General features: G+C 72.7%; 9 protein-coding genes. 8 read left to right on the top strand and 1 reads right to left on the bottom strand.

Annotated elements, in window-relative coordinates; translation table 11 throughout:
- Positions 1 to 160: 160 nt before the first annotated feature.
- From CPE01_RS09170 to mfd, 4 genes are all read left to right on the top strand, one after another.
- The gene (locus CPE01_RS09170; protein WP_146806337.1) at positions 161 to 1,450 is read left to right on the top strand and encodes an O-antigen ligase family protein; all 1,290 of its coding nucleotides are present in this window, start codon (positions 161 to 163) and stop codon (positions 1,448 to 1,450) included.
- Between the two features lie 29 nt (positions 1,451 to 1,479).
- Complete coding sequence (locus CPE01_RS09165; RefSeq protein WP_146806336.1) at positions 1,480 to 2,895, top strand: tyrosine-protein kinase domain-containing protein; 1,416 nt, start codon at positions 1,480 to 1,482, stop codon at positions 2,893 to 2,895.
- Between the two features lie 98 nt (positions 2,896 to 2,993).
- Positions 2,994 to 3,455 (top strand): FAD synthase family protein, encoded by a 462-nt coding sequence (locus tag CPE01_RS09160; protein WP_146806335.1) that lies wholly within the window; start codon positions 2,994 to 2,996, stop codon positions 3,453 to 3,455.
- Between the two features lie 298 nt (positions 3,456 to 3,753).
- Complete coding sequence (gene mfd, locus CPE01_RS09155; protein ID WP_146806334.1) at positions 3,754 to 7,368, top strand: transcription-repair coupling factor; 3,615 nt, start codon at positions 3,754 to 3,756, stop codon at positions 7,366 to 7,368.
- 87 nt (positions 7,369 to 7,455) lie between these two features.
- Here mfd and CPE01_RS09150 read toward each other — a convergent pair whose 3' ends face one another.
- Positions 7,456 to 8,301: a helix-turn-helix transcriptional regulator gene (locus CPE01_RS09150; RefSeq protein ID WP_146806333.1), complete on the bottom strand. Its 846-nt coding sequence runs from the start codon at positions 8,299 to 8,301 to the stop codon at positions 7,456 to 7,458.
- Between the two features lie 130 nt (positions 8,302 to 8,431).
- Between CPE01_RS09150 and CPE01_RS09145 the strand changes: the two genes are divergently transcribed.
- The 4 genes from CPE01_RS09145 to CPE01_RS09130 all read left to right on the top strand — a co-directional run bounded on the left by CPE01_RS09145 (position 8,432) and on the right by CPE01_RS09130 (position 12,051).
- Positions 8,432 to 9,187, top strand: a complete 756-nt coding sequence (locus CPE01_RS09145; protein WP_146806332.1) for an SDR family NAD(P)-dependent oxidoreductase — start codon at positions 8,432 to 8,434, stop codon at positions 9,185 to 9,187.
- A 279-nt stretch (positions 9,188 to 9,466) separates the two neighbouring features.
- Entirely contained in the window at positions 9,467 to 9,961 is a 495-nt protein-coding gene (locus CPE01_RS09140) for a hypothetical protein (protein WP_146806331.1), read from the top strand.
- Positions 9,962 to 10,015: 54 nt separating this feature from the next.
- A complete protein-coding gene (locus CPE01_RS09135) occupies positions 10,016 to 10,735 on the top strand; it encodes an ATP-binding cassette domain-containing protein (RefSeq protein ID WP_146806330.1) in 720 nt (239 codons plus the stop codon).
- Positions 10,736 to 10,857: 122 nt separating this feature from the next.
- Positions 10,858 to 12,051, top strand: a complete 1,194-nt coding sequence (locus CPE01_RS09130; RefSeq protein WP_146806329.1) for a hypothetical protein — start codon at positions 10,858 to 10,860, stop codon at positions 12,049 to 12,051.
- Positions 12,052 to 12,144: the final 93 nt, after the last annotated feature.

Below are 12,144 nucleotides of genomic sequence, written 5' to 3'. Positions count from 1 at the left end.
GGCGCGATCGTGTTCTCGGTCCGGGACGTGCGGGCGCTGCAGATCGGGTGACGACAGGACGCCCCGCGTGGCGGGGCGTCCTCTCGACACCGCCGCCGCCGCGAGTGGACACTGAGCCGTCGTCGGCGGTGGGAGAGGTCGGATGCCCGGGGTAGGGAGCGTGGACGGCCTCGCCCTCATGCTCCTCGTGGCAGCGCTGGGTGCGGCGATGACGCTCGTCGTCCACCAGCGGCCGCAGGTCGCCTACGTCCTGTACCTGCTCGCGCTGTGCCTCGTGCCGCCGTGGGCGGGTGTCACGGTCGGGGTGCTCGTCACGCCGCTCATGATGCTGAGCCTCGCCATGGTCGTGGCGCTGTGGCGCGGCTCGGGGATCCGGCTCCTGACGTACGACGTCGTGACGATCGTGGTCCTCGGCGCCGTGACGGTCTCCTTCCTCGTGGGCTACGTCAGCCTGGCGCAGGCGTACGCGGCCGTCATCGGCTGGGGCCTGCCCTACCTCGTCGGCCGGCTCAGCACGCGCGTCGACCACGACTGGCTGAGCACGTGCATCGCGACGGTGTTCTTCGTCGTCGCGGTCCTCGGCATCCTCGAGTTCGTCATGCGGCACAACTGGTTCGTCGGGCTGGCGTTCCCGAACTCCCTGTACTCGGGGTGGAGCAGCATCCAGTACCGAGGTGGCGTGGCGCGCGTCGAGGGCGCGTTCGGCCACTCGATCGCGCTCGGTGCGTGCCTGGCGATGTCCGTGCCGTTCGTGTGGGTCTCGCGCCTGCGGCCGTGGGTCAAGGCGGTCGTGATCCTCACGATCGCGTCCGCGGCGGTCCTCACGTTCAGCCGCATCGGCATGATCTCGGCCGTCCTGGGGATCGTGCTGTGCGCGACGCTGCTGGGCAAGGAGGTCACGCGCGGTTTCCGGATCGGCACCGCCGCCCTGCTCGGGGTCGGCGTCGTGATCGCGGCACCGATCGCGATGGACGTGTTCTCCAGCGCGGGCGACGAGGCCGCGGGCAGCGCGCAGTACCGCGGCGACCTCCTGTCGCTCGTGCCGACGATGACGTGGCTGGGCCGGTCGTCGGCCGCCGCGCGGGACGCCGCGGGCACGCAGTCGTACGGCTCGTTCGAGTCGATCGACTCGGCGATCATCCTCATCGGGCTCAGCTACGGGCTGATCCCGCTCATCCTGCTGCTCGCGAGCGCGCTCGCCGCGGTCGCCTCGCTCGTGCGGGGGTACCGCGGCCCGGCGATCGTCTCGGTGGTCGCGATCCTGCCGGGGCTGACCTCGGTCGCGTTCATCACGCAGTTCACGACGTTCTTCTGGTTCGTCACGGGGCTGGCGGTCACGCAGCACGCCCTGGCTCGGAGTCGCCCGGACGCCCGGGCCGCGTCGGCTCCATCGGATCTGCACAACATGAGCGCGTTCGGCGGAAGCGTCGTCCCGCGTCGCGATGGTTGAATCGGGCGTTCTGACAGAGAGTGGGACCGATGACCTTGCACGACGCGGTGCGTGCCGTCCGCAAGCACTGGCTGTGGGTGCTCACGCCGATCCTGGTGTTCACGATCGGCATCTACGTCATGTCCGACCGCGCCGAGCCCGTGTACCGCGCGCGCACGGCGCTGTTCGTCGCGCTCGCCGCGGGGGACTCGGCGTCGGACCTCAACCAGGGTTCGAGCTACACGCAGGCGCAGATGCTCTCGTTCGCGCAGCTCGCGACGCTCCCGATCGTGCTCGACCCGGTCGTCGAGGACCTCGGCCTGAGCACCACCGCGCGATCGCTCGCCGGCCGGATCTCGGCGACGACCGCGAACGGCACGTCGATCCTCAACATCGCCGCGAGCAGCAGCTCGCCGCAGGCCGCCGCGGACATCGCGAACGCCGTGGCGCGCGAGCTGACGAGCGTGATCGCCGAGGTGTCGCCCACGACGACCGCCGGCACCGCGTCCATCCGCGCGACGATCGTCGACCAGGCGGTGCCGCCGAGGTACCCGGCGTCGCCGAACACGAAGCGCAACGTGCTGGCGGCCGCTCTCGCCGGCCTGATCATCGGCCTGGCCGCCGCCTACCTGCGCCAGGCGTTCGACACGCGCGTGCGCCGCCCCGAGGACCTGGCGACCGCCACGGACGTCCCGCTGCTCGGGGTGGTGCGCGGCGTGCGCAAGGCCGAGCTCGAGGTGCGCGTCGGGGACGCGGTGCTCAACGGCCCGCAGGCCGAGGAGTTCCGCCGCCTGCGCACGAACCTGCAGATGGTCGGCGAGCGCGGTGCTCCGCGCATGTTCGCGCTGTCGTCCGCCGTCGAGGGCGAGGGCAAGACGCACACCAACCTGCGCCTGGCGTTCTCGTTCGCCGCCGCCGGCGACCGTGTGCTCGTCATCGACGCGGACCTGCGCCGTCCGGCGGTCGCCGACCGGCTCGGGCTCGAGGGTGCCGCGGGGCTCACCGAGTGCCTCGTCGGCCGCGCCGAGTTCGACGACGTGGTGCAGCACCTGGGCGACGGCCCGTCGGTGCTCGCGTCGGGGGCGATGCCCCCGAACCCCGGCGAGCTGCTCGCGTCCAAGGAGTTCGCCGCGCTGCTCGAGCAGGTCGCCGAGGAGTACGACGCGGTGTTCATCGACACGCCGCCGCTGCTGCCCGTCGCGGACGCGGTCGTGGTCTCGCGCCAGGTGGCCGGCCTGATCCTCGTCGTCGACGCGAGCAAGGCACGACGCCCGCAGCTCACGCGGGCGGTCGAGGCCGTGCACCAGGGCGGCGGTCGGGTCGTCGGCCTCGTCCTGAACCGGTCGCGGACCGCGCAGGAGGAGTCGTACGTGTACGGCGCCACCAGGAGTCGTCGACGTCGCTGGGGCCGCCCCGAGCGGACGAGCCGGACGCACGCGCGTGCCACGACGAGCCAAACGGGTTAATTCACCCTGTCGCACATGTCGGAAATGCCCGACCAGCACCTAGTCTCGATCTGTTGTTCGGGAGGGCCCCGGAGCAGCGAGTGACCTGGGGGTTCGGCATGGCAGGACGTGTGGGGTACGCGCCGGGCGCGTACGACCTGTTCCATGTCGGACATCTGAACATCCTGCGGCGGGCCCGGGAGCACTGCGACTTCCTCATCGCGGGCGTCGTGAGCGACGAGATGCTGGAGCAGGCGCGCGGACGGCGCCCGGTCGTGCCGCTCGCGGAGCGCATGGAGATCGTCGAGCACATCGCGTTCGTCGACGCCGTGCACGCCGAGGTGGTCCCGGACAAGCTCGAGACGTGGCGTGAGCTGAAGTTCGACGTGTTCTTCAAGGGCGACGACTGGCGCGGCACCCCGAAGGGCGAGGAGCTCGAGCGGCGGTTCGCGGAGGTCGGCGTCGAGGTCGTGTACTTCCCGTACACGCTGCAGACCTCGAGCACGGCGCTGCGTCGCGCGCTGGCCACGCTGGACGGGAGCGCCAGTGCCCCCGAGCTGGCGGGCAGCGCGCGTCCCTGAGCGGTCCGCTGCCGACGTCTGCTGGTGCCGCCGCACCCGCGGTCGGACCGACCCCGGGTGAGATGTCGGCGGCCGCTCGTAGACTGAGGCCGCACCCCTGAGCCGCCGATGACCGGCTCCCTGCGCGCGGGCCTGGCGGCTCCACGGAGGGCCCCTGTCGGCGCGGTCCGGGGCTGTTCGTGCTGCCCGCACGTCGTCGTGGGGGCGGGTCCGTCGCGCTCGTCGCCACGCGAGACCCGCCCGCGCTCGTCGCGGCAGCCCACGCTCGTCGTGCCCGAACCGCGCTCTGAAGGACCCCATGGACCTGACCGGACTGCTGCCCGCCCTGCTCGCCGACCCTGCCGCTGCCGCCGCGCTCGAGGCGCTGCCCGCGCGCGGAGAGGTGGACGTCGTCGGGCCCGCGGGCGTGCGGCCGCCGCTGCTCGCGGCGCTCGCCGGGGCGGGCGGGCACACCACGGGGCGCCCGCTCGTCGTGACCACCGCGACGGGACGCGATGCCGACGACCTCGCGGCCGCGCTGCGCTGCTACCTGCCGGACGACGACGTCGCGGTCCTGCCCGCGTGGGAGACGCTCCCGCACGAGCGGCTCTCGCCGCGCGCGGACACCGTCGCGCGGCGCCTCGCGGTGTTCCGCCGGCTCGCGCACCCGACGCCCGAGCCCGGCCCGGCCGGGCCGATCCGCGTGCTCGTCGTCCCCGTCCGGGCGCTGCTGCAGCCTGTCGTCGAGGGCCTGGGCGAGCTGCGGCCCGTCGAGGTCGCCGTGGGGGACCGGGTCGACCTCGAGGACCTCACGCACCGGCTCGTCGACGCCGCCTACAGCCGTGTGGACATGGTCGAGAAGCGCGGCGAGTTCGCGGTGCGCGGCGGCATCCTCGACGTGTTCCCGCCCACCGAGTCGCACCCGCTGCGCATCGAGCTGTGGGGCGAGGACGTCGAGGAGATCCGCTGGTTCTCGGTCGCGGACCAGCGCTCGCTCGAGATCGCCGAGCACGGGGTGTGGGCGCCGCCGTGCCGCGAGATCCTGCTGACCGACGCGGTCCGGGAGCGTGCGGCCGCGCTCGTCGAGCAGCTCCCGGGTGCGATCGACATGCTCGACAAGCTCGCCGCGGGCATCGCCGTCGAGGGCATGGAGTCGCTCGCGCCGGCGCTCGTCGACCGGATGGTGCCCGTGCTCGACCTCCTGCCCGACGACGCGCTGCTCGTGCTCGTCGACCCCGAGCGCATCCGGCGCCGCGCGCACGACCTGGTGGCGACCACGCAGGAGTTCCTCGACGCCGCGTGGACGTCGGCGGCCGCCGGCGCCGCGACCCCGCTCGACCTGTCGGCCGCGTCGTTCGCGACGTTCGCCGAGGTCCGGGCGTTGTCCGCGGTCCGCGGGCTGGGGTGGTGGACGCTGTCGGGCTTCACGCTCGACGCGGGCGCCGGCGACGAGGACGCGGACGCGCCCGTGCGCGAGACGGACGGCGTCGAGACGCTCGTCGTCGCGGCGCGGGACGTCGAGCGGTACCGCGGGGAGGTCGCGCGCGCCGTGGCCGACGTGCGGGCGCTGCAGCAGGCCGGCTGGCGGCTCGTCCTCGCGACCGAGGCGCACGGCCCCGCGCAGCGCATGGTCGAGCAGCTCAAGGCCGCCGACTGCCCCGCGCGGCTCGTCACCTCGATCGGGGCCGAGCCCGAGGGCGGCGTGGTGCTCGTCGTGCCCGCGCCGGTCGGGCCGGGGTACGTCGCGGAACAGCTGCAGCTCGCGGTGTTCTCCGAGTCGGACCTGACGGGGCGCACCGGCACCTCGACGCGCGACATGCGCAAGATGCCGAGCCGGCGACGTAACGTCGTCGACCCGCTCGCGCTGCGCGCAGGCGACTTCGTCGTGCACGAGCAGCACGGGGTGGGGCGGTTCGTCGACCTCGTGCAGCGGACCATCGGGTCGGGAGCCGCGGCGGCGACGCGCGAGTACCTGGTGATCGAGTACGCGTCGTCCAAGCGCGGCCAGCCGGGTGACCGGCTGTACGTGCCGACCGACCAGCTCGACCAGGTGACGAAGTACGTCGGCGGCGAGGCCCCGAGCCTCAACCGCATGGGCGGCTCGGACTGGGCGAAGACGAAGGGTCGCGCGCGCAAGGCGGTCAAGGAGATCGCCTCCGAGCTCATCCGGCTGTACTCGGCGCGCATGGCGACACCCGGGCACGCGTTCGGCGCCGACACCCCGTGGCAGCGCGAGCTCGAGGACGCGTTCGCGTTCGTCGAGACGCCCGACCAGGCGGCGACGATCGACGAGGTCAAGGCCGACATGGAGAAGCCGATCCCGATGGACCGGCTCGTGTGCGGCGACGTCGGCTACGGCAAGACGGAGATCGCGGTGCGCGCCGCGTTCAAGGCCGTGCAGGACGGCAAGCAGGTGGCGGTCCTCGTCCCGACGACGCTGCTCGTGCAGCAGCACCTCGACACGTTCACCGAGCGCTACTCGGCGTTCCCCGTCACGGTGAAGGCGCTGTCGCGGTTCCAGACGGCCAAGGAGAGCAAGGCGATCGTCGACGGGCTCGCGGACGGGTCCGTGGACGTCGTGATCGGCACGCACCGCCTCATCACCGGCGAGGTGCGGTTCAAGGACCTCGGGCTCGTCGTGATCGACGAGGAGCAGCGGTTCGGCGTCGAGCACAAGGAGACGCTCAAGGCGCTGCGCACCAACGTCGACGTGCTCGCGATGTCCGCGACCCCGATCCCGCGCACGCTCGAGATGGCCGTGACCGGCATCCGGGAGATGTCGACGCTCGCGACCCCACCCGAGGAGCGGCACCCGGTGCTGACGTTCGTCGGCGCGTACGAGGAGAAGCAGATCTCCGCGGCGATCCGGCGCGAGCTGCTGCGCGAGGGCCAGGTGTTCTACGTGCACAACCGCGTCGAGTCGATCGAGCGCACCGCGTCGCGGCTCAACGAGCTCGTGCCCGAGGCCCGCATCGCCGTCGCGCACGGGAAGATGAACGAGCACCAGCTCGAGCAGGTCATCGTCGACTTCTGGGAGAAGCGGTTCGACGTGCTGGTCTGCACGACGATCGTCGAGACCGGCCTCGACATCTCCAACGCCAACACCCTCATCCTCGAGCGCGCCGACCTGCTCGGGCTGTCCCAGCTGCACCAGCTGCGCGGGCGCGTCGGCCGTGGCCGCGAGCGCGCGTACGCGTACTTCCTGTACCCGCCCGAGAAGCCGCTCACCGAGACCGCGCACGACCGCCTGCAGACCATCGCCGCCAACACGGACCTGGGAGCCGGCATGGCCGTGGCGATGAAGGACCTCGAGATCCGCGGCGCGGGCAACCTGCTCGGCGGCGAGCAGTCCGGGCACATCGAGGGCGTCGGCTTCGACCTCTACATCCGCATGGTCGGCGAAGCCGTCGCGGCGTTCCGCGACGACGTCCCCGAGGAGCTGCCCGACGTCACGATCGAGCTGCCCGTCGACGCGCACATCCCGCACGACTACATCGCGCACGAGCGGCTGCGCCTCGAGGCGTACCGCAAGCTCGCGGTCGCCACCGACGACACCACGCTGCGCGAGGTGCGTGCCGAGCTCGTCGACCGGTACGGACCCGTGCCCGAGGCGGTCGACAACCTGTTCGAGGTCGCGCAGTTCCGGCACCACGCGCGTCGGGCGGGGCTGTCCGACATCACGGCGCAGGGCAAGTTCGTGCGGTTCGCGCCGCTGGACCTGCCCGAGTCCGCGCAGCTGCGGCTCAAGCGCCTGTACCCGGGCTCGGTCCTCAAGCCCGCGGTGCGCACGGTGCTCGTGCCGTTCCCGACGACCGCGCGGATCGGCGGCAAGCCGCTGCACGGCCGCGAGGTCCTGACGTGGTGCCGTCAGCTCATCGACGCGATCGTCCTGAACGACGTCTCGGCCGCCGCCCAGCTCGGCACCGCCCCCTGACGGCAGCGCCGGCTGGACGGCAGCGCCGGCTGGCGGCAGCGCCGGCGCGGTGCCGTGCGCCGACGAAGCCCGGCCGGGCTGGGCGGGTCAGGACGAGGCGGGCACGCGGCGGGGGCCGAGGACCGTCAGCAGGGCCAGCTTGTCCCCGTCGGGGGAGCCGGGTATCGCGGTGAAGACCAGCAGGCGCTGACCCGTGTCCGTGTCGAGCAGCGTCTCGCAGTCGAGCGTCATGACGCCGAGCTCGGGGTGCTGCAGGCGCTTGGTCCGCACGTGCTTGTCGGCGACGTCGTGCCGCGCCCACAGCGCGGCGAACTCCTCGCTGCGTCCCAGCAGGTCGTCGACCAGCCGTGCTGCGCGTGACCCCTTGCCGCCCCGCGAGAGCGCGGACCGCAGCTCGGCGACGAACGTCGCCGCACGCTCGTCGTGATCCTCGTCCGGGTAGACCTCACGCGACGCGGGCTCGGTGAACCAGCGGTACACGGTGGCCCGCGCGAAGCCCTCGTGGCGGGTCTGGTCGCCGAGCAGGGCCGCGGCGGCGGGCGTCTGGACGAGAGTCTCGCCGAGGTCCGTGACCACCTGGGCGGGCGTGTCCTGAAGGCGGTCGAGGATGCGCAGGATCGCCGGCGCGACGTGGTCCGCGCGGCTCGTCCGCTCGGGCGCGTGATGGCCCGCGAGCCGGAACAGGTGGTCGCGCTCGGCGACCGACAGGTGCAACCCGCGCGCGATGGCGGCGAGCATCGGCTCGGACGGCTGCGGGCCGCGGCCCTGCTCGAGACGGGTGTAGTAGTCCGCGGACATGCCGCACAGCGCCGCGACCTCCTCCCGGCGCAGCCCCGACGTGCGCCGGCGCGGCCCGCGCGGCAGGCCGACGTCCTCGGGCTGCAGCGCCGCGCGGCGCGCCCGCAGGAAGTCGGCGAGCTGGGCACGGTCCATGTCGCCATCGTCGTCCCGTGGTGCCCGCTGAACCAGGGATCGCCGATCCCTGGACAGGTGCGGCCTGGATCGGACCTCGCCCGCGGCCGACCGTGGAACCACCCAGGACCACCACGGGAAGGAACGCATCATGACTCGCACCGCACTCGTCACCGGCGGCTCGCGCGGGCTCGGCCGCGCTGCGGCGCTCGCGCTCGCCGCCGCCGGCACCGACGTCGTCGTCACGTACGTCACAGACAGGACCTCGGCCGACGAGGTCGTCGCCCAGATCGCGGCAACGGGCGCCCGCGCCGCGGCGCTCCCGCTCGACACCACCTCGCCCGCGCAGTTCGCGGCGTTCACCTCCGCGTTGCGCACCGTGCTCGACGGCTGGGGCGAGTCCGGCCTGGACGTGCTCGTGAACAACGCGGGCGTCGCGGGCCACACGCCGTTCGGCTCGATCACCGCCGACGCCGTCGACGCGCTGTACGCGATCCACGTGCGCGGCCCGGTGCTGCTCACGCAGGCCGTCGCGCCGATGCTCCGCGACGGCGGGCACGTCGTCAACGTCTCCACCGGCCTGACGCGCTTCACCGGCGGCGGCCCGTACAGCGTCTACGCCTCGATGAAGGGCGCCGTCGAGGTGTGGACGCGGTACCTCGCCAAGGAGCTCGGGCCGCGCGGGATCGCGGTGAACACCGTGGCGCCGGGCGCCACCGCGACCGACTTCGGCGGCGGGGTGATCCGCGACGACGAGCGCTACCGCGCGATGATCGCCGGGGCGAGCGCGATGGGCCGCGTTGGTGAGCCGGAGGACATCGGCCGGGTCGTCGCGGCGATCACCGCCCCGGCGATGGCGTGGACCACCGGCCAGCGCATCGAGGCCTCAGGCGGCCAGTCCCTCTGACCACCCGCCCCGTCGCTCACCCGTCCTGATGCTCGTGCACCCGCACTCTCGGTGACCCAGCACGTGCGCCGGCCCCGACCGGCTGGGGCCGGAGAGCCGGGGGGTTCGACGGGAGCGAGTGTCCCCTGCTTATCCACAGCCGCCGACGATCCTCGTGTCCCGTTCGTGCGCGTTCGCTAGTTTTCCGAGCAGCCGGATGGGATCGTTCTCACCGGCGGGCGTCGCGGAGCTGCGACGCTCCCGAGCAGGAGACCAGCAGGGGGAACGATGGGTACAACCATGTCCAAGCGCCACCGCGTGATGGCGGTCATTGCCGTCGTGGTCGGCCTCGCCGTGGCCGGGCCGGCGGCGGGCGCGGCAGCGGTCGCCTACGCCACGAAGTCGGCGCCGCAGGTCGCACGGGGGTACGGAAGCACGGGCAAGACGTACGGCAGCTGGCTCGCGGTGAGGGGTTCGTCGACGGCGACCTCGAAGGTGACCGGCGCGCGGTACAAGCTCCAGAACGCCGACGACCACAAGGTCTACGTCCACCTCAAGAGCGTCGCTGCGATCGGCAACCTGGGCCCGTACGAGAAGTCGTCCAAGTCCGCCAACGGCACGCGCGAGAGCAGCGGCTGGCTCGACGTCGCTTCGCAGCCGGTGCACACGTACTCGGTGACGATGAAGCCCGTCCGGGTGCGCGTGGACGCAGTCGTCAAGACGTGCCTGGACATCCCGGCCCGCGTGGACGTCTGTTCCGCCGGCAAAGCCCTGAACGCCAGCCTGAGCTACTAGTCGCGGACGGACGCGCCGGCCCGTCGCGGGCCGGCGCGTCGCAGGGGGATGAAGATGGTTGTTCTCGAGGATCTTGTGGTCCGCCGGGGAAGGTTCGAGCTCGGGCCGGTCGACGCCCATCTGGGTACCGGCGTGACGGCACTGCTCGGTGCGAATGGCGCAGGCAAGTCGACGCTCATGGGGGCCGTCGTCGGCGTCCTCGCGCCGAGCAGGGGCCGTGTCGGGCTTGAGCAGTCGGGGAGCCCCGGGCGAGCTCCTGGCTACCTGCCTCAGGACTTCGACGCGCCGCGCCGCGTCCGAGTCATCGACTACCTCCGGTTCGCCGCCTGGTGCCGGAGCACCCGGCGGGCGCCGATCACCGATGCCGAGATCGGCGCCGCGCTCCGGGCAGTCGGTCTGCAGGACCGCGCAGGCTGGCGCTTCGGGGCGCTCTCGGGCGGCATGCGCCGCAGAGTAGGCGTCGCTCATGCCCTGATCGGCTCGCCGGACGTTGTCGTGCTCGACGAACCGACGGTGGGGCTCGACCCGGTGCAGCGGACAGATCTGCGGGAGCTCATCGGCGCGCTGGGACGCGACCGCGCCGTCCTGGTCTCGACCCACCTCGCCGAGGACGTCGCCGCGGTGGCGGAACGGGTGATGATCCTCGCCGAAGGCGCCGTGGTGTTCCAGGGAAGCGTCGCAGAGCTCGCCGAGCGCGCGGGGGCGGCCACCGTGTCGTCCGAGGCCGTCGAGCGTGGCTTCCTCGCCGTCGTTCGCGATCGGGTTCCGGCGTGAACGTGGGTACGGCCACGCGCGCACGTCGTGACGACGCGCTGGAGCCTCCACGTGACGGTTCGCGCCAGTCCGCCGCCGCGGTGCGGACATGGCACGCATGGTGGTTCGTCGCGCGTCAAGGCGTGCTGCCCTGGGCGATGCTGCTGGTCGCTCTCGTCTCCTCGGCTGTGCTCGCGACACGCGGTGCGCCGTGGCGCGGTGACCTGCTCTGGATCGTCGACTGGCTCCCCATCGGCCATGTAGCAGTCGCGCCGGTCGTCGCCGGTGCAGCGGCGATCGACATGGCTCGACTGGGCGTGGGCGTGCGACACATCGAGGCGAGCCGCTGGTGGCGGTCACCCGGGACGGCCGTGACGTCTGCGTACGCCATCGGCATCGGCGCGGTGTACGTCGCGGTGATCGTGGGAGCAGTGCTCGTCGAGCCGACGCCGGAGCCCGACCCGCGGGTACTCCTCGGCGTCGGGGTCCAGCTGCTGATGCTGACGCTGTTCGCTGCGACCGGAACGCTCGTCGGTCGGCTGTTCGGGCCTGTGCTGGGCGGGATCGTGGCGGCCCTCGCTGCACTCGTCGGCATCTACCTGCTGGCGACCCGGAGCGAGCACATCGCGCTGCTCTACGCCGGTGCGTCACTCGTGTCACGCGTGGGTCGCAGCTACAACCTCGTGTACCTCGGCAGTCAGGCAGCCCTGCTGTCAGGGCTCGTCCTCGCGCTACTCATGGCGCGGCCGGGGATCGTGCGCGGCAAGGGGCGGCTGATGGCGGATCGAACGGTCGCACTCCTGGCCGTCGGTGCGGTACTGGGCGCGAGTGCGGTCGGGCCGAGCAGCAGGTTGACGTACACGGGCAAGCCGCCCGACCTGTGCGCGGACGTCTCGGGCTCCCGGGTGTGCCTCTATCCCGAGCATGCACGTCTGCAGGGCGAGGTCGTGGCGCAGCTCTCCCGACTGTTCGACGGTGCCCGTGCCGCCGGATACGACGGCCTCGTCCCGCAGGAGGTGCGAGAGGTCCCGAGCACCGGCGTCACCTCGTGGCAGGGGCCTCAGATCCTGCTCGACGAGCCGCTGGGCGGTGCGGCCATGGACGTGGAGGCGCTCGTCCAGGACCTCGTCATGCCCTATCACTGCTTCGACGAGAACGGCGAGTCGCCGTTCTCGGACCAGCTCGCCGCGGACGCCCAGACGCTCCGGCGCACCTGGCTCTCGCTCGTCGAGCCCGAGCAGTCCTCTGCGTCCGAAGGAGCGGGGCCGCTGCTTGCGCCGGGCGACGCCGCGCACGTCATGGCGAACCTCCGAGCGTGCGGCGAGCTGTCCCGATGAGCTCCGTGCCGGACGTCCGAGCCGAACGAGGCGGACCGACTCCTGAGGGAGCTTCGCCGAGGCGTCTGCCGGTTCCGGCGACCTCGTCCCGGG

Origin of the sequence: Cellulomonas persica, from assembly GCF_007989825.1 — a bacterium.
GTDB lineage: Bacteria > Actinomycetota > Actinomycetes > Actinomycetales > Cellulomonadaceae > Cellulomonas > Cellulomonas persica.
Note: the sequence above shows the minus strand (reverse complement) of the source record. Positions and strands in the feature narration are given on the sequence as shown.

Coding starts and splice junctions, on each gene's coding strand:
- CPE01_RS09140 (WP_146806331.1), top strand. CDS start 9,467: ATGTCCAAGCGCCACCGCGTGATGGCGGTCATTGCCGTCGTGGTCGGC.
- CPE01_RS09160 (WP_146806335.1), top strand. CDS start 2,994: ATGGCAGGACGTGTGGGGTACGCGCCGGGCGCGTACGACCTGTTCCAT.
- CPE01_RS09150 (WP_146806333.1), bottom strand. CDS start 8,301: ATGGACCGTGCCCAGCTCGCCGACTTCCTGCGGGCGCGCCGCGCGGCG.
- mfd (WP_146806334.1), top strand. CDS start 3,754: ATGGACCTGACCGGACTGCTGCCCGCCCTGCTCGCCGACCCTGCCGCT.
- CPE01_RS09165 (WP_146806336.1), top strand. CDS start 1,480: ATGACCTTGCACGACGCGGTGCGTGCCGTCCGCAAGCACTGGCTGTGG.
- CPE01_RS09135 (WP_146806330.1), top strand. CDS start 10,016: ATGGTTGTTCTCGAGGATCTTGTGGTCCGCCGGGGAAGGTTCGAGCTC.
- CPE01_RS09145 (WP_146806332.1), top strand. CDS start 8,432: ATGACTCGCACCGCACTCGTCACCGGCGGCTCGCGCGGGCTCGGCCGC.